Below are 26,165 nucleotides of genomic sequence, written 5' to 3'. Positions count from 1 at the left end.
ATTTTAATAATTATATAGTTATCAGAAAATTACAGTCTCAATTATTTTACCTTCCATTCCAAAATACCACCCGACTCATCTTTTTGCAGTTGAGCCGCAATTCGAAGTGCTTTTGTTTTTACAGGCTTAAAATTCACTGTGTTGTATTTATCAAGTTCCACTTTAAACTCATCACTGGTCTCAACAGGAACCCATTTCCCCTTGCTGTCTTTGTATAATAATGACCATTTTTCGGGCACCTTATAATTGCCGTCGTAGTGATCCATATTAAGCCAATAAACCGATGACTGAGACAATACAATAGGTTCTTTAAATTCATAATCAACAGTTTCTTCCGATCCTTCTTTCTGCCACCAGTAGAAATATGATTTATCAGTATCACCCGAATTTTTAGGAGTAAACCCATCATTCAAACCTGGAGCCCAATCCGTTGATGAAAATGCCTTGGCCGAATCTGCAGGTGAATATGCGGGTTTTACGATAGCCGATTCTTCCGCTGAAGGCAGCCAAACCAACATATTTGCTGTTCCCCGATTGTTCCATGCATAATATGGAATGGCTTTAAGAGTTGCAGGTTCAATTGTTTTTGCATCTCCCGATTGACTTACCCTGCTTGCTTTCATTGTAAGTGTTACCACCCCACCTAAAAGATTTTCTTCAAATTGAGAACTCACCTTTGCATCCGGCGATACAAACTCATCGAATAAATACGCATTATTGTTGTCTTTATCCTCGAAGCAATACACTATTGGGCCACGTTGGTAAGCCAATTTGTTATGATCATTGATCACCTTTTCGCTGGCTTTTATTTTACGCACAGGCATTGGAAATTCAACTTCTATCTGATCTCCCGCATCCCACTTTTCTCTCAAAATGGCATAACCATTCACCATTTCGGGTGATTTCTTCTTTCCATTTACTTTAATGGTATAAGTATCTGTGACATTTTCAACAAAGTGATACAAATCAGATGGTACAGGTTGATTTTGTGCCCATCCCGGAATGCGAATTTTCAAACCAACACGTTCATTTGTCTTTTTATCAACTGAAATTGTAAGCTTACCACTCCAAGGATATTGTGTCTTTTGTGTCAGACTCAGGGTATCCTTTCCTACTGCAACGTCAGCGTGACCTTCAGAAAATAAATTTACATACACAGAATGTTCATCAGTTGTATAAATATAACCCGGTATCGAGGCCATAAACCGTGTAATATTGCCCGGACAACAAGCACATCCAAACCAAGGTGCGCGATCATGATTATGAACAGATTCAAGAGGATTATCGTAGAAAAATTTATCGCCGCTTAAGGATACACCCGAAATAACTCCGTTGTACAACACACGTTCAAGTACATCGTAGTATTTTGAATTTCCATCATTCAAAAACAAACGGTAATTCCAGTAAACATTTGATATCGAAGCACAAGTCTCACAATAATCTGTCATATTAGGCAATTCGTAATTCGGGCCAAAGCCTTCACCTTGAGCACGGGAACCAATTCCACCCGTAATATATAATTTTTTAGAAACCACATTTTCCCAAACACATTTTGTGGCTTCCATCAATTGCTTATCATGCATCAAGGAAGCAACATCGGTTACACCTGAGTAGAGATATCCCAAACGAACAGCATGACCAACTGCTTCATCCTGTTCAACAATTGGTTTGTGATCCTGACTGTATTCATTCAATTCATGACCATCAGTACCTTTCCCTGTTTCATCAATAAAAAAACGCGCCAGCTTAAGGTATTTTTCATCATTTGTAACCCGATACAATTTTACCAATGCCATCTCCACAATCGGATGACCTGAAGGAACTTTCTTTTGTCCTTCGCCCGGACCAAAAACCTGATTCACCAAATCAGCATTTTTGATCGCAATTGTAAGTAAAGAACGTTTTCCGGTTGCCTGATAATGAGCAACAGCAGCTTCGTATAAATGACCGCAATTATAAAGTTCATGGCTGTTCAAACGATCCCAACGTCCCTCTCCGTACCAACGCTTCAAACGCTCACATTTGTTGGTTAGGCAAGTGTACAGGTAACCATCCTCTTCTTGTCCGGCACCAATTAAAGTGATCAAACTGTCCAGATAATGATCCAATTTAGCATCATACTCTACCGCCAGCGTATATGAAGCTCCTTCCAGCACTTTATAAACATCAGTATCATCAAATGGAAAATCACCTTGGTGTTCTCCTTTGATCAAACCACCAGCCAGAGCAAAATTATCCATACGCCCGGTCTCTTCACACTTTTTAAATGCTGATGGAATTGACACAGTTCTGTTAATTTCAATTTTAGGAGCCCAAAACTGATCATTTAAATGAACAGAGGTAAAGGGAACCGGATTTAAATGTCCTACAGTTTCATTCTCCTTTTTAGCACAAGAAAATGCAAGAAAACCAAACAATATCAGGAAACTATAATATCTTAATCTCATTATATATCTATATTTAGTATGAAAATTCGGTATCGGAACTATTCCAATTCCCATTCGAAAATTCCTGACGCATTTTTTTCAGGCAACTTCACTTCAAGTTTTATCGCATTGGTCTTCACTGTTTTAAATGAAACTTTGCTGGGAACACCTTTTGTTGCGGTGTAGGGTTCATTATTCTCAACAGCCGTCCACTCACTGTCTTTATTTTTATAGTAAATTTTCCACTCTTTTGGTATGCGACAACCACCCCAGGGAGCATCATCATACCAATAAATGGTTGAACCACTTACTGTTTTCTCACCGTCAAATTCGTATGAAATCCATTCTGTTGTTCCTTCTTTAGGCCACCAATGGTAATAAGGTACAGCTTGAGCCTTACCATTTTTAGGGATGAGTTGGTCGTTAACCGCACTAATTGCTTTCACCAAATGCGAGGCATCAACTTTACTTTCCGAGGCAAGAGTGGGTTGTTGCATGGGACGACTGGTACTTAAATCGTTGGAAAGCCAAACTGTCATTTCACCACTTCCACGATGAGCCCAGGCATAGTAAGGAATCATGTTCAATTGAACATCTTTTACTTCGATTTTACCTTGTTTGTTGTAATTAAGTACCTGAGCATCGGTATGAATCATATTGATGCCATACAGTAAGTCTTGTTTGTTTTCAACAGTAAATACCGGTTTTTGTGGAATAACAGCACTCAATACACTATAATCATTATCAGGCCACTCAGCGCAATAAACTACAGGACCACGCTCAACAGCAACTCTGCCCTGATCAGCCTCAACCAATGGATGAGCTTTTACAGTGCGCGCTTCCATATCGAAATGAACTTCAACCTTGTCGCCTTTACGCCAAGTACGACTGATAGTGAAATAACCATTTTTAAGTTGACTTGTAACAGACTGCCCGTTTACTTTAACTGAGTATGATAATTTTTTATTATCAGTGAAAGTATATAAATCACTTGGTACTACCCGACCTAACACCCATCCCGGAATACGGATTTTAAGGTTGAAGTTTTGTTTCTTCTTTGGATTTACATCCAGATTAATATCACCAACCCAAGGATAATTGGTTGTTTGTTTCAATACTACCGGTTTTCCATCTACCTTAATTTCCGAATTATTCGACATGAACAGATTTACATACAAATCACTTTTATGCACTGCGTAAATATATCCTGGAACAGAAGGAATAAACCGGCAAATATTTGACGGACAACAGGCACAGCCAAACCATGGCCGGCGTTGGTGCTGACCGATCGATTCAAGTGGGTTTGGATAGAAAAACCCATCGCCTTCCAATGAAACACCACTAATCAACCCATTATAAAGAGTGCGTTCCAGTACATCGTAGTATTTTGATTCGCCATGAAGCAGAAATAGTCTGTAATTGAGATAAACATTTCCGATGGCAGCACAGGTTTCACAATACGCCGACATATTAGGCAACTGATAATTTTCACCAAAAGCTTCACCATGCCCTGTAGCACCAATACCTCCTGTGATGTATAATTTTTTGCCCACAATGTTTTCCCAAATTCTATCGATAGCGTTTACATAGGTAGTATCACCGGTAAGCGCAGCCACATCGGCCATGCCGGTATACATATAGGCAGCACGAACTGCATGCCCAACAGCTTCGTCCTGTTCCAAAACCGGTTCGTGCGACTGACTGTATTCACTTTTTATTGTGGTATACCCCCGCTTATCTAATAGGAACTTTGCAAAGTCAAGATATTTCTGTTCTCCAGTTGCAACATACAATTTCGACAAAGCCATTTCTGCTATCTGATGACCTGGAACTACTGTTACCTGTCCTGGTTTATCGCCAACTTCCCTTACGGCACAATCGGCATACTTTTTCGCGATATCTAAAAAATTTGTTTTCCCAGTTGCCTGATAATGTGCCAAAGCACCTTCAACCATATGTCCCAGATTGTACAACTCATGGCTAAGGTCTTCCTCTTTTTCCCAACGTTTGGTTCCTGCCCATTCATGCGGATGTGCAGGATTCATTGTGCGGGAAGTATATAAGTATCCATCTGCCTCTTGCGCAGCTGCCACAATTGTTAAAACACTGTCAATATATTTGTCTAATTTTTTATCAGGAAAAGTCTGCATTGAATAGCTTGCTCCTTCAATGGTTTTATACACATCGGTATCATCAAATGAAAAGCCTTCCACTTTAATCGTATCACTTGGATGTGCTGCCTTAATAAAGTTTTCATATCGACCGGTTTCTTCACACTTACTAAAAGCCAATGGAATAGTCACTTCACGACTTGCTTTCAGTCTTTGTCCCCAAAACGAATCTGTAACTTTTACAGAAGTAAAAGGAACAGGAGAAATGGGATATCCACCTGTTTTATTTTTTTCCTGAGCATTTGCTGCAAAACACAAAATGCAAAGCGCAAGTGTTAAAACTCTTTTAATTGTTGTCATTGTTATATCCTATTTTTTTAATATTACTATTTCAGAAATTAATTACTCTTCAAATGTAAAATTGTATCGAAATGCTCACATTAAGTTGTCGGTTTGTTCAAAATAATAGTACAAATGTTTTTAATTCTTCAATTACATCGATTTATCAAGGCTTTATTCACTCCATTCTCTAAATGCACTCAAATAGAGTAAATATTTTCGCCTTTAATTTTACTGGATTTAACTAATTGCCGAAAAATAAACTGATTAATGAATATTATTTATCCGGAGATGTAATCTTCATTAATTCAATAATTTCCTGCTTGGTTAATGCTCTGTTAAAAAGCTGAGAATTTAAAATATAACCAGTATAATTCTCTGCGTATAAACCACTTGCGCCAATCAGAATATCACTATTTTTAACAAATAGATTAATTGGTTGTTGAGTATTTAGAACACCATCAACATATACCGACTCAACCATTCCATCAAAGCTCAGTGCTATGTGATGCCATTTTGATGCTTCAGGGATTTCTTTATAGGCTAAATCAACAGATCCATCTCCATGAGCCACAGCTCCAAAATTACTTTTACCATACATTAATGCTGAATAGGAGCCTTGCAGCATGTTTTCACGACTATTCCAGGTTATCAGGCATTCTCCATCTCCAATTTCAGGATTAAATACCCACGAAGATACAGTATACGGTGAGTTCCAACTTAAACTGTTAGGAGCAGATTCACTTAATTTAAAAAAGCTTTCTCCATCAAAAGAAATTGTTTTTACATTGTCTATATACTTTATTTCGGGAGCACCTTCTTTCATAAAATATCCCCCTAAACTTCCTGAATTTTTGAAGGAATAATCAAAAGAATCCATTACGAAATTTTCGACGTCAAAATTCATTAATAAATGATCATCCGTTAAAAGATTATCCTTAGAAGTTTTCGACAGCAAGGCCAATTCAGGAATTTCAAATAAATCAGGATAAACTTTTAAATTCCATATTGCAGGAAACAATCCTCCTTTTTCAGCTCCGGTTACCATCAATTTAACATAGCGGGTATTTACATTGTTATCATCAATCATTGGTGACCCACTTTGCCTATTATTTGTTCTGTCTGAAAACAAGAACCAATTAATGCTGTCAGAAGAACATTCAATTCTATACTGATAGTAAAAAGTTGAATACTCAAACTGAGTCATTACTCTGGCAACTTTCACTTTTTTACCCAAATCAACAACCAACGATTGAGGGTATGTACTTGATGCAGCCTTCCACATCGTTCCGTTATTATTATCTGTGGCATATTCAGGCAGATATTTATAATCAACTGGACTATTTGTATATTTTGTTGCCGGTGATTCCAAATGATAATAAGATGTAGCTGTTGTTTTGGCTTTAAAGGCCAAATCCTTTTCAGGGATCTGGTTTTTTCTCAAATAACCAATTCCTTTATGCGACGGAATTACCGGAAGAATAGTACTGTCATTCAGGAAATCAAGTCTATCAGCGCAAACTTGTCTGAACTCACCACCAGTACTATGTGGATTATCATGACGATGATACAGGATATAATAATCGTCGCCATCTTTTAAAACCGAATGATGCCCCGGACTATCAATACTTCCGTCCTGATTTGTTTTCAGTATTGGAGAATTATCTCCGTAGTTAAAGGGACCTACCGGAGAATCAGAATAAGAGTAATGAACTGCATAGCTGCTCAACCTGCAATCACCGGACGAATACATCAGAATATACTTTCCATTGTGTTTTAGTAAATAAGCAGCTTCAAATACTTCAGGAATTTGAGTGATTGGAATTGATCCGCTTTCCAATATCGTACAATGATCTTTGGGATCAATTTTAGCCCATCCAAGTCCCCCGAAACTAGAACACCAAGTCCCGAAATAGGAATAGATTGATCCATCATCATCCAAAAAATACTGGGCATCCAAAGCTGGTAACCCCTTAATCGCTGTCCCCACAGGAATAACAGCCTGTCCATTTTTCAGACTTTTCCATGGACCAATTGGTGAATCAGAAACATAGGCATAAATATTACAGCCATGTTCACAATTACCCATAAAATAGTAATACTTTCCATCCTTCCCTTTCATCACATCAGGAGCCCAACAATTGGTTAAACCATCCGGTAACTCAATATCCATTTCGGTATTGTACCAATTCACAAAATCTTTACTTACCCAAACCTGTGGTTCTCCCGAAGCCAATTTAATTCCATCGGTAGTGGAATACAGATAGAAGATTTCTCCAAATTTTTTAATGGTTGGATCGGCAAAGTAGCCTGGTAGTAATGGGTTATTCTCAATTGTCAAATCTCTATTTGCTTTTTGCCCCTTAGCACAAAAAGCAAATAGGATTAATAATACGATACAAATAAATTTTTCCATGTAATATTATGAATTCATGTTTAACAATTTCTCCTTTAAATTCACCATTCCCTACGTTAAATTTAAATCAAACAGAGACGATTCCTATTGCCTTTTCAACACAGCAGCTTCATTATCCCGCAACACACTGCCCCATATGTTACTTCAGATGATTTCGGCGTAGTTTTTATTCTACGCCGAAGATAGTGTGTTACTTTATTGTAATATTAAATACAAACGTAACTTGTACCTTTTTACCTGCTGCATATTGGTAAACCAAGGCCTGTTTAACTTTAAACTGATTACCAGAAGAACAATGCCCGGGATATTGACCAATTGAGAAAGTAAAGTTTGTTTTATCAAACTCCGAAAAAACTTTGGCATTGTCACCATAAGCACAAATATTACCATCGATATCAAACCAATGCCCTAATCCGGTAGCTGTGGTGGTTATGTTCAAAGTTTCATTAGATTCTACTCCATAAAAGGTAATTTCATTTCCAATCTTATCACTAATTTCAGAACTTTGTAAAACAAGTACCTTCACTAATTTTGTTAGATCTATACTTACTGTACTTCCTGTATATCCTGCAGAACTTGGTGAAAATTTCACATCATAAGTTAAAGTTAAATCCTCAGGTACTTCCGTTCCATCGAATACAATATTTCCATAAAGATCAGTATTAGTAAATTTCACTTTATAAGGCCATTGATCGTCATTTGTGTCATCATCGTCCCAAGGATGAGCAGTATACGAATTTGGAGCTCCAGTTACAACTAACCATAATTTAACACATCCGGAAGGTACTGTAAATACAGCATATCCATGTGGCTCTTTATTTACAGCACTATATACTCTCGCCCCATTTTCCAAGAGTGCAACATATCCATAACGCCATCCAGCTCTATTCACATCAGCTATCTGATTAAACCCTGAAGCATTAACAAGTCCTGTAAATTCAGTAGATATTTCAGTGCCTTCATCTGGAACATTTAAACGAATTGTATTGTATCCTGTGGTTCCCGGACAACGATCATAACTTACCTGATAGCTCCCGTCATCAAGTGTTATTGATTTAAATGACTGTTGTCCCATATGGTTAGCTCCATACTCTCTTAAAGCATCAACATCCCATGTCACACATTTTGCAGCGGCATCATATATCTCATCGTTCAATTGATCAACCGTAATATTGGTGATACGCATATATGCTTCAATGGGATCTTCCGGCTCCTGAGCTTCTCTCCAAATTTTTCCAATAATATCAATTCCATGTTTTTCTGCCCAATAATAATGTATAAAATAGCTGGCATACCTATAGTCCTCGTGACAAACATGTCGAAAACAATTCTCACAATAAACAGGGAAGTTATTATTCTCAAATACTTGCTCTGGATAAGCTTGGAAAGATTGCCACTGCGCTGTTTGTTCCCAAAATGCATTCCCACCATTTCCACCAAAACCATAACGAAATCCAACCTTGCCACCTAAATCACAAAATGTTTGGTACTGAAAACTATGCCCTATTTCATGAGCAATAACAGCACCAACCGGCTGAACTGTACCTGGATTAACCCATAAGGCACCAATAGTATCATCATATCCGGCTCCAAAAGCCATCCATTCTTCCTGATAAAACAGGTAAATTTGCATTTTATATTGATCCAAATTTGATTTACCAACACCAGTTTCAGCAAACTTCAGTGTATTTACATTTAGATCATAAAACACCTCCGCCTTTTCTAATAAGTCATCAATATCAACACGCAGGTTATCTGGAACCTCTGCAGCCCCTGGATCGTTTTTTCCATATCCTGCAGCCCAAAATAATATAAAATGATCTGATTGCTTACTTCTTTCGTAACACCATGTACTGGATGTAGAAGTATAATCATTATCCTTAAACTCCAGAGGAACATAAAATTTACTCTTATCGAATGAAGTTGTATCTGCTTTTGGTGTTTCTGAATCTGGCTTACCTTTCTCATCCTCATCAGAAACCAAATCACTTCCACTGCAGGCCAAAAAGAATAGAGTAAAGATAATCAGTGTAAAAAGCATCCTAAGATTTAACCGATCTATTATCAGATGTTTATTCTGTATTTGATTCATTATTTTTAAATTTTAATTGACAAAATAAATTTATTGAAAGCTTTGAAAAAACACAGCTAAGAAAAATTGGGCGCAAGTAAAATTAATTATTACCTGCGCCCGAATCTTATCTTTTATTGTTACGGATTGTAATTTCCTAAAAATTAAATAACAACAACGAAATTCACCAGAGTTAAATTTCTCTCATCTCAACAATGAAGATTCTTAACGCCTCCATTCGTTAACACCATCTCTTATTCTGTTACGCCAAACCATAGTTGATGATACTTCTGTATAATGATCTTTACCATCATAATCAACTCTATAATTTAATGTATAGGTGCTTGTTGTACTATCGAATTTATTATCCCCAATTAAAGTAATTTTCTGTATTGGTTCTTGTTCATATCCCGATAATTTTGCTTTAACTCCCATAACCTTCCATTCATGTATTCCTTGTGATTCAACCGCAATAAAATGCAATCTAATTTTATCAGTGATTACCGGAGTAAAAGTTGTTTCATTAAATTTATCTTTATCGGTACCCGAACTAGGATTCCCTGCTGTAAACAAAGTTGTATTTCCATAATCACTGGCAGGAATACTAACACCGTTAACTACAGGATCGGCAAATTTAGTCCATACCTCAGTAGCTGGATCCCAATATTCCATATAAGTATTGTAAGGAATTAGAATTCCACCGCCATCTGTCCACCAATAAACCTGAGAATTTGAGATTTCATAATACTGAGGGAAATCGTATTGCACCCAGTTCCAAGTTTCTGGATTTGGCCAGTTTCCATACGCTCCTCCAGGAGATTTTGTTTCTGAGTTCGTAGGTTCCTGTCCATCTCTTACGGCATCAACATTTTCCCATGAAGATACTGATGAAGTTGTTGCAGTACTTGCCAAAGCCACGTTTTCAAGAACAAGCGGTTCAGGCACTTTAGGTACATATTCCAAATAAAGAGAATTGGTCGGATCAATAGCTAATTTAGCCATATAATCTTCACCAATGCCGTTTATCAGACCATCTATCAAAATAGTATCCAAACCAAAAGTGGTTGCATTAATCTCATTATCAAAAGCCCCACTATTAAGCTCTTCATCATCTGCACTATAAGTAACAAACGTTCCCTTGTTATAATAAAACCCTTCATAATGGTTTATATACTTTACAGTCAAAATTTGAGTACTTTGCGTTGCTAGAATTGAATCCTCAGAAGTTTTAATTAACCGAAGCGGAAGGGCATATTTATAATCCTTCGCTTTAGCATCATTCAAAAAGACTGTTGAATCAAGAGTCACCGTAACTCTTCCAATGTAATCTCCAGATGGGATTACAATAGTGTTACTATTGCTTAAACTATAATAACTAGAAGGCAATAATTCAAAATCAGTATCTGTCAACAAACTTTCATCAATTTCAAATTCTGCCCATCTCTCCTTTGTATTTTCAAGTTTCCCACTCAAATATATACCTACATCCAACTTAAGTCCCTCATCTTTTACAACAGTACGTGCGAGCACGCCAGGAATATCAAGCCCCCCGGTTGCGTTTGAAAAAGCCACAGTTGAATACGGATAATCAAGTCTGAAATCATCATAACAACTTGACATAAACCCGATCAACAACAGGAATAAAATTATCTTTCTCATAATATATGAATTTACATTTTTACATTAAAACAACCTGTTACCAACCTTTATTTTGTTTCAGATTTTGCATGATCAGCGTTTCAGTATAAGGTACAGGAACATAACGCATATAATCTTGAAAACTATGAGCTTCTACCTGCTGATATTGATAATTATAACTTGCAGGATTGGTTTTCGTACCCCATACTCTCCATTCTATTACACCAGTAGATTCTGTATCACTTTTCATGTGCAAACGAATCTTGTCTGTCGACACAGGATCAAAAGTGGTAACATTCCATTCATCCGCCTCGCGTCCATATCCAACCCAGTTAGAAACTTCTACCCATTGATTTAAATTTACATCCCAAGCTTCTACGTAAACACTATCGGGGGTTAAAATACCTCCACCATCGCTGAACCAATATACATCAGACTGATCTACTGTATGAATTCTACTCACACCGGTAGATGTTGGATATTGCGGAAAATCATATTGAATATATCTCCACTCTCCACCACTGTACCAGTTTCCATAAATTCCACGACTATTATCATTTGAAGCTGCTGGATTATCAAAACCATTGTTAATAGAATTGATATCTTCCCAACTTGAAATATAATCTGTTGATGGTACTGAGCGAAGTCCTATATTTTCTTTCTCTTGCTCAAGAGGTTGATCTGAGTATGAAATATTTACACCGGAAATTATATGATTTAATGGATCATTCCATCTTCTGATATCCCAAAAACGATGTCCTTCAAAACACAATTCCAAACGTCTTTCATTTTTAACAAGGTCTCTAAAAGCATCAGTACCTAAGGCTGCTGTATTTTCAACATACTGATCCTGATAACCTTCTCTTGAAGTATCCGAATCTATTCCAGCCCGTTCACGAATTTTTTGAAGAGCTTCAAGAGCCGAAAAACCTAAAGATGCATCTGTGGGCCCATAAGCCTCATTGGCCGCTTCTGCAAAATTCAAATACAATTCATTTTTAGCCATATACACATAAAAATAAATATCGCTTGCATAATCCCCTGGGGTTAACCGAACTTTTTTACTTATAAGTTTTTTCATATAATACCCCGTACGGGTTCCATGCTGACTTAATCCACCAGGAGCATCAGCTCCACCTTCAACAGTTCTAATATAGGTTCCGTTATACAAATCCTCATTAAAAAAGATGAAGCGCTCGAAACGACCATCACGTTTGCTGTAAGGAGTATTCGCCTTATATAAGCTACTTTGGCTTATCGGATAACCATCTTTTGCCGGAAATGAATTTACAAGTTCCTGCGAAGGGTTACAATTTCCTGAACCATACAACGATGGAGGATAACATCCATATGCTTGCCCACTCCCTGACTCGGTAGGATTAATCCAAATATTATCCGGACTTGAAAAATCGTTAAAATTACCAAATTCATCCAGTTCAGTTAATCCTCCGATAACCTCAATAGCTTCTGCCGCAGCTTTAGCCGCACGAACCCATTTTGCCTGATCAGGAGTAGAAAATGCCGGACTGGCCGCATACACATACATACGTGCTTTTAAAGCCAATGCTGCTGAAGCAGATCCCCTTCCTCTATTTGATAAACCTGTAAATTCATCGGTTCCATTCAAATAATCAATTGGCAAAACCTTGATTGCTGAATCGCAGTCACTTGCTATTTGTTGTACACATTCTTCATAGGTATTCCGAGGAAGATCTAAATCCTCACCTTGCTCCAGTACTCTGGTTACAATGGGAAAGCCCAATGCTTCCGTTTCGCCGGAAGCATAACCACCATAATCGCGAAGCAATTGCCATTGATACCAAGCCCTTAAAAAATAAGCTTCTCCCATTCTATGTACCTTTAAGGTTGAATCTTTATATGAATCAGAAACCTTATAAACCAAATCTTTAGCGTTCTCGATGAATAAATTTAAATATCTGATATTTTTATAGCTATTTCTCCAGTTCCCAATAGGATTGGATTGAACATTCCATGACCCCATAGCTAAACTATTTGAACCTGGCACATTAGGAACAGCATTGTCGGTAAAATAATCCTCTGAAATATAACTACCTTCAAGATCATCATATGCCGTTGTAAGGATCCCCTCACCGTATGTTGCATGACTCCAAAGATCCTCACTGGTTTGATCCTGAATAGGTCTTGGATCCAGGAAATCTTCACATGCTCCCAAACTCAAGGCCAATATTATTATAAATATAAATCGTTTCATACATCTGATTTTAATTGTTAAAATTTACAGGCTACACCAAAGGTGATTGTTTTCAACATAGGATAAGAATATATCCCCGCTTCCATATTTTCAGGATTCAAACCATACTTTGTAAGATTTGAAGCAGTAAAAAGATTCGTAGCCTGAGCAAACATCTTGCAGTTATTCATCAGAAATTTTCGAGAAATTTGGCGTGGCAAAGTGTAGCTCAATTCCACATTTTTAAGTGTAAAATAAGCTGCATTAGTCAACCAAAATGATGAACTCTGAGAATTATTCTCCAATTGGGTAGTTGTTAACCTTGGATAATTATTGGTTTCCGGCCAACGATCCAACATCGGTTTTGAATAATTTTGATTTGTATTTCTGTTATAAAAGTAATTGGAATATAAATTCGATCTTTTACCATCAGCAACACCTGTACCAATCAACTTAAGTCCAACTCCTTTGTATTCTAAACTTAGGTTTACCCCATAATAAATACGCGGTGTATGTTCTCCCAAGTCATGTCGGTCATTTTCATCAACAACTCCATCCTTGTTGTAGTCGGAATATTTAATATCTCCCGATTGAACATCTCCCCAACTTTGAGTTATACCTCTCGACTGAATTTCGCTATCCGATTGAAACAAACCTTCAGCAGAATATCCCCAGAAATGATCACCTTGCGTACCCGATCTCTTTTGATAGTCTTCCAAATTAACTGCCTCATTTGCCTTCACAATCTTTGATCTTTTATAGGAAGCATTTACCCCAAACGAATAGTTTAGTTTTCCAATTTTATCGGTGAACTGAATATTTCCATCATAACCCCAAGATTTATTCTCACCAAAATTTGATGCTGGCAAGAAATCTGTTCCTCCATAAATTGCAGGGGTATCATAAAATTTAAGTGTTAAAAAATCCTTTCCTATTCTGGTAAAGTAATTTAACTCCAGAGACAACCTGCGATCAAACAATTCACTTTGAACACCAACATTCAAATCTGTTACTTGAGGAAGCTTGTAATTATTACTTCCAGCTTGCATGATGTTGTAAACATTTACTGGATCTGCTTTATTTCCCTCAACACCAGGCTGCCAGGAGCCATTTGCCTGCCAAAGTGTTTGATACAGGTAATAGGCATTAAACCCAGCTAAACCTGAATTATCAACTCCCATAGAGCCATAAGAACCATATAATTTTAAATAATCAATCACTTTACTATCCGCGAGAAAATCTTCCTTACTCATTATCCAAGCAGCTCCCAGTGTTGAGTACAAATCAAAACGATTATTTTTTGGCAAAAGCATACTACCAGTATAGCTTAAACTTAATTCTGCAACATACTTACCATCGTAAGCATAATTAGCTCTTAATCCAACATCCTGCTTTTTCAATGGCTGATAACCTCGACTTGTATTCCTAATTTCTTCCAACAGTTGATTATAGGAAGCATTTACAATTATAGCATGTTTTTCAAATGTACGGTCATAATTGAATTGTCCGTAAGCAGTAGTTCTTCTCCTGTAATTGTCATAACTCTGAGATAAATTAGGAATAATACTTTCCTCAACCATTCTCTCTGTTCCTATTTCTCCATTATTATCAATAAGACGATATAATGCTGCGGTTCCTCCCTTATTATTTGTGATGGAATTGTTTACATCAAAAGCCGCAGATCCCTTAAAAGATAATCCTTTAAGCACACTTCCTAAATCAATTATAAGCTCTGCACTATTTTGACTATTCAAATCTATATTTTCAGCAAATCCCCCATACATCAACTCGTTTGTTATATTCATAGGGTAATCATTACTAATAATTAATTTGTCGTCATAGGAAATTGGATGTGCGTTGGATGGATACTGCGAGATATAACTGAATAAGTTGAATTGTTGTGCCCCTCCGGATGAATTAGCAAACTTTCGCTTACCATACACGGCTGACAAATTCACATTCATCTTCATCCAATCGTTCAACTTAATATGAACATTCCCGCGAATTTTATAACGGTTTAATTTGGAATCCTGCCCAACAGCTTCCAAACCATCGGTACCAACATAGTCTACCATCGAAAAGTAGTTCACTTTTTCATCACCACCACTAAAATTCACATTTGCTTTCCGAAACATCGCCCTTTTCTTAACATATTCATTCTGATAATCTATGTTAGGAAATTTTACCGGATCCGAATTATTTTTATAAGCATCCAATGCTGTTTGTGAATAAATAGGATTTAAACCATCATTAACCCTAGCCTCATTATAAAGAGTCGCATAATTGTAAGCATCTAAATATTCGGGTAAGGCTGTTGGAGAACTAAAGCCAACACTTGCTGTTGCGTTAATCTGGTTTTTGTAACTCGCTCCTTTTTTAGTTGTGATCCAAACTACCGGAGCAACTCCTGTTAAACCAAGTACAGCACGTCCGGCTAAATCGCGAATTACATGTACTGTTTCTACTTCGTCTGCTGATAAATCTGAAGCATCGCGCAACACACCATCAATATATGTAACAGCTTCGTCACCTCTGATTACAAGAATATTCAATGGTACTCCCATAGTGGAACGTATAGTTCCATTTACAACATAATAATCAGCACTAATCGTCGCCACTTTTAAATCCGGAACACGTCCACTTAAAGTTTCATAAAAATTACTTGAAGGGTAAGTACTTAATTCTTCTCCTGTAACTACTGTTGTTGCAGAAACTGAACGGCTGGAAGGCACATCCTGATAAGGAAATGATAATGTTCTATTTCCATCTATTGGATATTCTTTATGCAGAACAATGTGATCTTCTTTTAATTCTCCTTTTTCCACATCAACAACCATCGGTTTATACCCGGTTTCCTCCAGATATAAATGATCCGTTTTCAATTCAGAAACCTGTATTGTAAAATTACCTTCCGAGTCTGTAACCACCTTATCTTTGCCTATAAATGAAGAAACAAGCACATTGGAAACAGGCTGATTGGCAACGTCCAAAATTTTCGCACTTACCGCGATCGTTGACTTCTTTTCGTCTTCTGCATAGGTGGATGTATATCCAACCAAAACAGTGAGAATCAGAACCAACAGGTTTTTAATATATTTTTTTTCCATAATCATATCTTTTATACTGACAGTCTTACACCTCAAAACATTTTATATTTTGGCTTAGACATATCTATCAGATTACTTATTTTACCAACCTGGATTTTGTTTAAATTCCTCAAACATTAATGCATCCTCTAAAGGTATAGGCCATTTATAATGCTTTTGACCAAATGTTAGTGTGAAGAATGGAGTTGTTGGACGAGAAATAATATATCCAGTAGGACTTCCGGCATCAGCCTGAAAATCGATACCGTATAACTCTCTATGTTCTGGCTTATGTGCATCCCCCCATCTTGACAAATCGAAGAAGCGTTTGCCTTCAAGGTAAAGTTCAACAGCTCTTTCGGCTTTAATCCTTTCGCGAAAACTTTCTTTACTCCCCAGATAAATACTATTTACACCCGGCATTCCAACACGTGCCCTAACAATATTTAATGCTTCAACAGCACTTAAAGTTGCTCCAGATATTTTATGATTTGGTCCTCCCAATTCATTTACAGCTTCAGCATATTGCAGATACATATCCGCTAAACGAAAATAAATAACATGGGTATTAGGAGCCTGTGTTCCCGACCATTGATCCACATTTTTAGCCCAAAACTTTCGTGCCAAATATCCAGATGTTGAATAATGTTCTTCACCTTTACGCTCGTTACCTCCCTCAAACAACTCCATGTATCGATCTGTTTGACTTGTCCATCTTTCACCATTAAATAGAATAGATTGATAAAAACGAGGATCACGGTCAATAAAAGGATCTTGATCATCAAAATCAGGATCATCCTGAATGGACAAACCTTGCTTGGTTTCAAACAAATCAACAATATTGGCCGTAGGACTAAATCCTTGAATTACGCCACCAGCACTTAGGCTAGGAACTGTAAACACAGAATAACCACTTGAATAACTTGCGGAATAATTCTCCCAAATAATTTCATCGTTATAAGGTCTGTACATAAAGATACTGTCAAATCCGCTTATATATTCAATCGATTCGGTATTAGTAACTTCGCGTTCCCCTTCTTCATTGATCTTCCATTCTGTTGCATAGGTTACATGATCTGTTCCTTTACTTTGCAATAGTTTATAACGGCCAGTGGATTCTGCCAACTTAATAACATCCCAGGCAGCAGAAGCTGCAGCTTCCCATTTGCTGGCATCACCACTTGGATTATTGCTTGGACTTGCATCGAATAAAAAAGTAGAGGACTTAAGAGCCATCGCAGCTCCAGCTGTTGGGCGACCAATATTAGCATCATCCCATTTAGCAGGTAATAAAAGAACTGCTGTATCACAATCTGCAGCTATCTTCAATGCTGTTTCGTGATATGACAAACGTGTTCTTGCAAAATCGTCAGTTCCTTTAAATGCCTTTTGAATATATGGCATTCCGCCTTGTCGTTTCAAAAATTCATAATAATACCAGGCACGCATAAAATGAGCCTGTCCTTTCAACTGATTCATTTGATCAGTAGTAGCTGCTCCTTCTAACTGAGGAAGATTTTCAAGTACCAAATTCGCAATTCGAATGCTCTCCCATGCACCCCATACACCATAAAACTGAAGTGCCTGACCTGTATTATACGAACGAATCCAGTCTCCATTTTGTGCAATTGGCATCGTTTCCCAACCAGGCCCTAAATGACCTTCGTCACATAAAGCTGCAATGTAAGTATAGTCACCCGCCGACAAATAATCATTCATATCTTTATACATACGATCCTCAAATTTTCTAAAATTCAAATAATCAGTATATACATCATCGGCCTGTAAACCCGCAGAGTCTTCAACTTTGTCCAGATAATTTTCACAACCAAACAGGACAACAGCAGAAAATATAACTAATAATATTTTTTTCATACAATTATGTTTTTCTAATTAAAATGTCACATTTAGTTCCAGAGTATATCTTCTAGTCTGAGGATATGCACCGAAATCAACTCCAAAGTTAAATCCTTCCGGATCTCCTCCCCATCCTAACTTTTTCCAAGTATACAGATTGGTTCCAACTAAGGAAAGACTCATTGTTTTCACTCCTATCTTTTTAAAGGCAGGTATTTCAAAATTGCGACCGATACGGGCGTTTCGTAAACGCACATATTGTCCGGCAATCATTGAGAAATTACTAATCTGATAGTTATACTGATTAGTTGCCTCGGAGTGAACAGAAGGAAATTCAGGATTTGTATTGCTTGGAGTCCAGTGATTGGCGTGTGCTGTATAAGCATTGTCCTTATTTTGAGAGAATGGGTATAAATAGAACATCCCCCCCTGACGCATAGGTCGCCTTACAGCACTAATTCCATAAAATGTTATATCACAAAACCAACTTTTATACATGGCTCCCAATTTGGCATTCCATGTGACATTTGGAGTTATAGGATCTTCAGCAACAAGCCAATCTTGTTTGTCAACAGTTCCGTCTCCATTGTAATCTAAGAATTTCATATCACCTACAATAGGATTACCTCCTGTTGCAACCGGCCATAAAAACAATTCATTAAAATCCTGATAGAAACCTCCATCTACCAGACCAGTACCAGGAGTATAACTACTAATACGTTTAGCTATATCTACAGGCTTTCCTTCTGCTTTCAAATTAAAAGGCATCTTGTCCGGCTCATCATAATACACAACTCTATTTTCTGACATGGACACATTAGCATCCAAAAATAAAGCCAAATTATTATTCACTTGTTTATTTACAGATAGCTCAATCTCAATACCATGACTTTTTGTTTCCCCAAGATTACCTCTGATTTCACTAACCCCAACATAACTTGGTACAGACATCCTTTTTTGAAGCATATTTGTACGACGTTCAGTAAATACGTCAACATTCAATACAACCTGACTTTGAAAAAGGCCTAATTCCAAACCAAGGTTTTGTTTCACCGCTTCTTCCCATGTTGCGTCAGTTACAGGGATATTACCTTCCTTAATACCACCATATCCATGCAATGGATAACCAAATGCGGCACCTCCTTCTTCAGAAAATTCCGATTGATAAAGCCATCGATCAATTCCAGCATCACTACCAACCTTACCCCAAGAATATTTAAGTTTAAATAAATCAATTATGTGGGTATATGGCTGAAAAAAATCTTCTTTTGACAGTAACCAACCTCCGGCAAAGGCAGGAAATGTACCGTAACGCAAACCTGGTGCAAATTTTTCGGAACCAGTATGTGCTACACTTGCTTCAAAAAAGTAACGCTCCTTATAATCGTAAGTAGCTCTACCAACCCAGTTTTCTTCATAATGCGGGAAATCTTTAATTCCACGGGATTCCCTCCGACTAAAAACTCCTACTGCTGAAACATTATGATCCCCAAACTTTCTGGCATAAGCTAACTGCCCCTCATAATAATGAGTTCGGGTAGTTCCCCATAAATCATCATTATTTGTCACCGTTAAAGGAGGTTGAGGAGTATCAAAATCTTCAGAACCATAATTGGTATAACGAGACCATTGTTGCGTTTCAGGATCAAGATAGTAACCAAAATACTGAGGTAAGACATAGTCTTTATTATATATAGCATCCCCATTGTAAGAATACAAACCGGATGCAGATAATCCTGGAGTTATAAAATCCAACTGCTGAACCAAACGAAGGTCAGCATTAATCTCACTTGATTTTTTACGGATAAAACCTTGTCCTCCCATCCAATTCAAACGAACTTCTCCTTGAGCAGGATTAATCATTGGACGTGTACCTGTTTGATTGTAAGGAATAACATCGTCAGGATACTGCTTAATTGCATCTTCGGGATAAAATGGCATTACCGAAGGAGCAGAAAACCAAAGTTCCTGAGTAAAAGTATCTTGTGGCTTATTCCAGACCTTGATATTACCGCCCAAATTCACTGATAATCGAGTAGACTTTGTCAAATTAAAATCCAGATTATTTCTAAAATTATAGCGTTTATGCCAGTAATGTGCATTTTTCTTATCGTAATCGTAAGGAAAATCATTTCCAACAGAAAAAATATCTCCCTCATTCAAATAACCCAGAGAAACAAAATACTGTACAAAATCATTTCCTCCACGCGCGTTCAAATTATAATTTTGATCGAAACCAGGCTTAAACAAGTGTTCCATCCAATCATAATCTGGATATAAATAAGGCAAATCCTGATTTTTATAATGCTCTAAAGCCTCGTCCGAAATTAACATATTCCACTTCCCATCATTCTTATAAGCCTCATTTCGAAGCATCATGGTTTGATAAGAATTCATATATTCTGGCAAAATAGCTGGTTCTTTCATTGAAACACTAGCGGTAAAATCAAGTTCAACCGCACCTGAACGGCCTCGTTTGGTATTCACAATAATAACACCATTAGCCCCTTTAACACCATAAACAGCTGTTGCCGAGGCATCCTTCAAAATTGAAATAGAAGCAATTTCATTAGGGTCAATATTTGAAAACTTACGTTCGACACCATCAACAATAACTAATGGGTTATTATTCCCCATTGATGATGCACCTCGAATAGACATTTGTATAGGCGATGCCGCATAATATCCACCTAATGCCTCTTCTCCAGGAGTAGGATCGGTCATAATTACCGTTAAACCTGGCAAACTCCCCTGAAGGGTATTTTCAACACTACCTCCCATTTTAATGGACTTCAGTTTTTCACCTGAAACCTGAGATATAGCTCCTACAACCGATTCCTTCTTTTGAACACCATAGGCTACGATCATAACTTCATCAATAGTCTCAGTGTCTGCTCTCATAGCAATTTTTAATTCAGTCTGATCCTTGACAACAACCTCCTGTGTCTCGAATCCCACAAAGGAAAATCGCAAAACATCACCTGGTTTTGCTTTTATACTGAATTTACCTTCAACATCAGTACTTGTACCATCTGTTGTGCCAACAATAACAATGGTTGCTCCAGGTATTGAGAGTCCTTGTTCATCGTAAATCTTACCTGTTATTATCTTCGATTGCCCGAAGACTGTTATTGGTAAGAAAGCAATAAGCAGCATACAGAATAGCAATCGCATTTTTCCAATAGATATAGCTTTCATTTAATATTACTTTTTATTTGTAGATTCAACCAGAAAACTTTGACATATGTTTTCTGACTGCCCATTTAGGATTTTTAATATTCTCTTAAATAGTAAGATAAAATTGACTGAATCAGTCTAAATTCTATCCCGATATCACATATCTGCAATCAGATAACAAAAATCAGGAAGAAATATTTTAACCGGATTGGATTTCCATAAGAATGGAAAAGGAGAACTTCGTTTTTTCATAGGTACAATTTTTAATTAAATTAACTTTTCAAATGGATTAGATTATTAATAGCACCAAATCTGTAAAACATTACTCCATTTCGCTTTCACCATTGTCTATAAGAATAACACATATGTCTTCTGAATTGATTAATGAGTTACACAAACTGAAACATTCAACAAAACAAATGGCGGTAAGTAGCTATTTTAATGCTACTTACCGCCAAATATAAGACTTAAACACCCTCAAGATGTTTAGTAAAAGAAATACCTAAAACATTTATTTTTTTAGGGTAAAAAAAAATCTAATTTCGACTCTTCCAACTACAATTGCCTATAGCAGTTTAGATATCTCAACTTTGAATTATTCAATAAATACAAAAACTATATCTCAAAATAATCCCGAGGAGATTTCCCGAAAAATTCTTTAAATCTTCGGCTAAAATAGGCAGGATTGGAAAATCCTGTTCGATAAGCTGCCTCGGAGATATTACATTTCCCATCAGAAATTAATTTCACAGCCTCTCTTAACCGAACAGTACGAACAAATTCAGTTGCCGAACAATCCGTTATTCTTTTCAATTTAATATGCAAAAGAGATCTGCTAATACCCATTTCCTTTGTGATAAAAGAAACATCCATTGATGATTGATCTAAATTTTCAATGATCAGAGAAGTGAGACTCTCTACAAACTCACGGTCAGAATCAGAATGCGTTATATCAGCAGGTGCAATAAAGGCATCTTTCTTAAATCGTTCAATAACATTCCTCCTGGTAGTTAGGATATTACAAATATTCTGACTTAATATATGCGGGTAAAAAGGCTTCTCAATAAATAAATCAGCACCTGTTTTTAAGCCTATGTATTTATTATTGATTCCTCCTTTTGCCGTTAATAAAATTACTGGAATATGCGATGTTTCAATATTTGTTTTTATCCTTTTCGTTAGCTCCAAACCGTCAATCCCAGGCATCATAACATCACTAATAATAAGTTCCGGAGTACATTCAGCAATTCGAGCCAGCCCCTCTTCACCACTTGAAGCCGTTGTTACATTATACTCCTCCTGAAGGCTTTCACGAATAAATTCAAGTAATTCCAGATTATCATCAATGACCAAAATGGACGGCGAATTTTTTATTTGTTCCGATTTATCTGCCAAAACATAGCTTTTATGATCTTTTTCCATTTCAATATCCTCTAGAATACTTCTCCTGCCGCAACAGTCTGTCAATTCATCATCAGAGTAATCCGATTCAGATACTGGTAGTGAAATCGTAAATTTAGTTCCCTCCTGAAGTTTACTTTCCACAACAATACTTCCTTTATGAAGAGTAACCAATCCCTTTACAAATGCCAATCCAATTCCCGATCCTGAATAAACTTTGACCTTATCTTCGGCTTGAAAATACCTGTCAAAAATTTTATCAAGCTTATCGGATTCTATCCCATGTCCAGTATCTAACACCGACAACACAAGAGTCTGTTTCAATTCTTTATCTAAACAAATTTCGTTTTGCACTTTTCCAGTCAGTCTGATTGAATCGCCCTTGTCTGTAAAGTTGAAAGCATTGGATAATAAATTAACAAGCACCTTTTCCATTTTAGAATAATCAAACCACACTTCAGAATCAGAACCTTCTGTCTCAAGGATAAGATCAACACCTTTCATTTCAGCTGTAGTCGAAAATGATTCCTTCAAGTCTTGTAAAAGAGTATTAATACTGTTTTTGCTAACCTGCAATGTTTCTTTTCCCCGCTCTACCTTTCTAAAATCAAGCAGTTCATTTACAAGCCGCAATAATCTTTTTACATTTTTTTCAATTCCTATAAATTTCTGTTTGACCGAAAAACTGACATTCTCATTTTCAATCATGTTTGAAAGAGGACCAATAATTAGTGATAAAGGAGTTCTGAATTCATGCGAAATATTAGTGAAAAATTCAAGTTTTGCCTGATTCAACTCTACGGCATATTCTTTCTCGCGTCTTTCCAAATTAGCAATAGCCTTAGATTTTTGAATTCGCGAACCAACAAGATAAATACCGGTAAATATGAGACAAACAATAAAAAAATAAATTAAATAACCCCATATGGACAAATAAAATGGCGGTTTAACATGGATATTGATGGATCGTTGATGATCGCTCCATTCCGATTTATCGGTAGAAGCCTTAACATGAAGAGTATAATTTCCCGGACTAAGATTGGTATAGGTAGCAAACCCCCTATTTCCAACGTAATTCCATGATTTATCGAAATTCTCAAGGTAATAAGCATACTGACACTTACCTTGATTTTCATAGTTTAGTGCAGTATAACCTATCGTAAAAACATTTTCTTTATATTTTAAGTTGATTTCAGATGATCTGTTCAGTGATTTTTTAAGTGGTGAATTAACACCAGGAACTACAACCTTATTGAATAGCTGCATTTCGGTAAACACTACATCCAGAGGTTTAGATTTAACTTCTTCTCCCGATTCATTAAATGAAACCATCCCATTATTTCCACCAAAATATATATTCCCTCGAGTATCCTTATACGAAGCTCTGTAATTGAATTGTTCAAAAGGGATGCCTGAATCAAGATCAAATAAAATATATTTCTTTGTTTCAGGATTAAATTTAACCAAGCCCTTATCACTACTGGCCCAAAAATCACCATTTTCTTCTTCTTCCAAACTAAAAATCCACGAAACAGGAAACCCGTTATCTTTATTGAATCGAACCACAGTATCATTCACTTCATCGTAATAGCAAAGTGCCTCATAAGAGTCGCCAATCCAAACCCTTTTTTTTGAATCTATTTTCACAAAATTTATTCCTTTCAGAAAAGGAATCTTATCAAACTTTGACAGCGTTTGATCCTGCACCTTGTAACGATACACACCCGTAAATGATGAAAGCCAGATGTATTCACCGGCATCACACATATATTCGATTTGTACCCCTTTAAGTATGTCTTTAAAAAAAGGAGATATCGACTTGCTTATTGTATTATAAACTGCAGCACCATTACTAGTTAAGATGTAGATCAGATTTCCCTTTTTCAAAAAATGATAAATATTATCGGAGGGTAATAATGGGTGATTTTTTGTTGTTATGTATTCAAACCGACCTGTTTTGGTATTTAAAATATTAATCCCATGGGTATAGGTTCCAATCCATAATCTTTCGGGGGATTCAAAAATCAGACAATGCAGATTATTAAAATTCAAGCCATTTCCTTCTGCACAACTTTGGAATTCCGTTATCTCTCCAGTTGAAATATTCATTTTATTCAGCCCCATATCTTCAAGGCCAATCCATAAATCTCCTTTCTGATCTTCAACCAAACAACTAACTACATTACCTGATAAATCTCTTTTACCGGTTCCGGCCTTCCATTTCTTAAAAAACCTTGAATTAGAACACCATAAATTTATCCCCCCAAAATAGGATCCAAACCAAATATTTCCACATCTGTCCTTAAACGCATTGTATATCGGATTGGTATTGATTCCATCAGGATTGGTCAAATCAAATTGCTGATAGGTGAATTTCTCTGTGACTGGTGACCATACGCACAATCCGTTTTCGGTCCCCATCCAAACCCTTCCAATCGAATCTTCAGCCAAACAATGAACCATATTGTGTAATATATGACGCGGACCTTTTTGCTCTTCTGAAAAATGAATGTACTGCCCATTTTCAGCATTAATTCTGCAAATTCCAGCATTTGAAGTTCCTACCCAAATATTACAATTATCCTCTAAAAAAAAAGCTAAAAATGAATCCTCCCGCAACTCACGGGGCAAGTCTATCCCCTTCACAAATTTCTTATTCCGATCAATAACATATATGATCGAATTCTCTGTTAAAGCAACAATTTTATTGTTTTTTTCCCTAACATCAACAATTTTCGTATCCTTAGGTAAGACCGCAAATTTAATTTTATCTTCCAGATTTATACATTGACCTCTTTCACCGTCAAAATATTTTAATTGCTGCTGAACACATAACCATGCACCTCCTTCAGTTGGAACAATAATCTCCAGTCCCTTTATTTCATTTAATGGTTCATAGGGCTTAAAATATTCATTGTTAAAATCAAATTGATAGTACTTTCCTTTAATTGTTCTGCATACTAAAATTGTATCGCACAACATAAAGATCTTATCACTCTGTATATCTGAACACTTACCATTATCAACACATTGAAAATTCTCAAATTTATTTCCATCAAACCGACATACAGAACTTCTTGTTGCCGCCCAGATAAAACCATCCTGATCTTGTGTTATACTCTTCACATATGATGATGGCAATCCATCCACATTTGTATAATGAACAAATTTTAAGAAATCATTATCCGCTTGAGCTAAATTTCCCAAAGTTGAGCAAACGAAAGCAAAAACAATTAAAATCATTCTATTCATACAAATAAATATTATTTTAATAAAAGCCCTAACACCCCACATAACTACTTAAACACAAGACTTTAAATCAGAATTTAAAGGTACTAAATACGTTTTAAAACATAGTAATTTTCCTAAATCTTTTACCCACTGTTTCTAATATAGATATATTCTTTCTACAGCGGGAAATAAAACACCTA

The 26,165-nt window shown here is 36.6% G+C and carries 10 protein-coding genes; all 10 read right to left on the bottom strand.

Annotation, left to right across the window (positions count from 1 at the left end):
* Window positions 1-41 precede the first annotated feature (41 nt).
* Entirely contained in the window at window positions 42-2,447 is a 2,406-nt protein-coding gene (locus ACY0M5_RS08300; protein WP_461631432.1) for a glycoside hydrolase family 127 protein, read from the bottom strand.
* Window positions 2,448-2,485: 38 nt separating this feature from the next.
* Window positions 2,486-4,897: a glycoside hydrolase family 127 protein gene (locus ACY0M5_RS08295; RefSeq protein ID WP_461631431.1), complete on the bottom strand. Its 2,412-nt coding sequence runs from the start codon at window positions 4,895-4,897 to the stop codon at window positions 2,486-2,488.
* Between the two features lie 256 nt (window positions 4,898-5,153).
* The gene (locus ACY0M5_RS08290) at window positions 5,154-7,292 is read right to left on the bottom strand and encodes a family 43 glycosylhydrolase (protein WP_461631430.1); all 2,139 of its coding nucleotides are present in this window, start codon (window positions 7,290-7,292) and stop codon (window positions 5,154-5,156) included.
* A gap of 190 nt (window positions 7,293-7,482) precedes the next feature.
* Window positions 7,483-9,384: a DUF6055 domain-containing protein gene (locus ACY0M5_RS08285; RefSeq protein ID WP_461631429.1), complete on the bottom strand. Its 1,902-nt coding sequence runs from the start codon at window positions 9,382-9,384 to the stop codon at window positions 7,483-7,485.
* Between the two features lie 204 nt (window positions 9,385-9,588).
* Complete coding sequence (locus ACY0M5_RS08280; protein ID WP_461631428.1) at window positions 9,589-11,022, bottom strand: DUF1735 domain-containing protein; 1,434 nt, start codon at window positions 11,020-11,022, stop codon at window positions 9,589-9,591.
* 37 nt (window positions 11,023-11,059) lie between these two features.
* Window positions 11,060-13,234, bottom strand: a complete 2,175-nt coding sequence (locus ACY0M5_RS08275) for a RagB/SusD family nutrient uptake outer membrane protein (RefSeq protein WP_461631427.1) — start codon at window positions 13,232-13,234, stop codon at window positions 11,060-11,062.
* A 17-nt stretch (window positions 13,235-13,251) separates the two neighbouring features.
* Window positions 13,252-16,320 carry a SusC/RagA family TonB-linked outer membrane protein gene (locus tag ACY0M5_RS08270; protein ID WP_461631426.1) on the bottom strand — a complete coding sequence of 1,023 codons (3,069 nt, stop codon included), beginning with the start codon at window positions 16,318-16,320 and terminating at the stop codon, window positions 13,252-13,254.
* Window positions 16,321-16,401: 81 nt separating this feature from the next.
* Window positions 16,402-18,174 carry a RagB/SusD family nutrient uptake outer membrane protein gene (locus ACY0M5_RS08265; protein ID WP_461631425.1) on the bottom strand — a complete coding sequence of 591 codons (1,773 nt, stop codon included), beginning with the start codon at window positions 18,172-18,174 and terminating at the stop codon, window positions 16,402-16,404.
* Window positions 18,175-18,192: 18 nt separating this feature from the next.
* Window positions 18,193-21,354 (bottom strand): SusC/RagA family TonB-linked outer membrane protein, encoded by a 3,162-nt coding sequence (locus ACY0M5_RS08260; protein WP_461631424.1) that lies wholly within the window; start codon window positions 21,352-21,354, stop codon window positions 18,193-18,195.
* 594 nt (window positions 21,355-21,948) lie between these two features.
* Window positions 21,949-25,986 (bottom strand): hybrid sensor histidine kinase/response regulator transcription factor, encoded by a 4,038-nt coding sequence (locus tag ACY0M5_RS08255; RefSeq protein ID WP_461631423.1) that lies wholly within the window; start codon window positions 25,984-25,986, stop codon window positions 21,949-21,951.
* Window positions 25,987-26,165: the final 179 nt, after the last annotated feature.

This window comes from Labilibaculum euxinicum, assembly GCF_963678175.1.
In the GTDB taxonomy this organism is placed as follows: Bacteria; Bacteroidota; Bacteroidia; order Bacteroidales; family Marinifilaceae; genus Labilibaculum; species Labilibaculum euxinus.
This window is presented reverse-complemented; position numbering and strand designations above follow the sequence as displayed.

Coding starts and splice junctions, on each gene's coding strand:
- ACY0M5_RS08295 (WP_461631431.1), bottom strand. CDS start 4,897: ATGACAACAATTAAAAGAGTTTTAACACTTGCGCTTTGCATTTTGTGT.
- ACY0M5_RS08270 (WP_461631426.1), bottom strand. CDS start 16,320: ATGGAAAAAAAATATATTAAAAACCTGTTGGTTCTGATTCTCACTGTT.
- ACY0M5_RS08300 (WP_461631432.1), bottom strand. CDS start 2,447: ATGAGATTAAGATATTATAGTTTCCTGATATTGTTTGGTTTTCTTGCA.
- ACY0M5_RS08265 (WP_461631425.1), bottom strand. CDS start 18,174: ATGAAAAAAATATTATTAGTTATATTTTCTGCTGTTGTCCTGTTTGGT.
- ACY0M5_RS08255 (WP_461631423.1), bottom strand. CDS start 25,986: ATGAATAGAATGATTTTAATTGTTTTTGCTTTCGTTTGCTCAACTTTG.
- ACY0M5_RS08275 (WP_461631427.1), bottom strand. CDS start 13,234: ATGAAACGATTTATATTTATAATAATATTGGCCTTGAGTTTGGGAGCA.
- ACY0M5_RS08280 (WP_461631428.1), bottom strand. CDS start 11,022: ATGAGAAAGATAATTTTATTCCTGTTGTTGATCGGGTTTATGTCAAGT.
- ACY0M5_RS08260 (WP_461631424.1), bottom strand. CDS start 21,354: ATGAAAGCTATATCTATTGGAAAAATGCGATTGCTATTCTGTATGCTG.
- ACY0M5_RS08290 (WP_461631430.1), bottom strand. CDS start 7,292: ATGGAAAAATTTATTTGTATCGTATTATTAATCCTATTTGCTTTTTGT.
- ACY0M5_RS08285 (WP_461631429.1), bottom strand. CDS start 9,384: ATGAATCAAATACAGAATAAACATCTGATAATAGATCGGTTAAATCTT.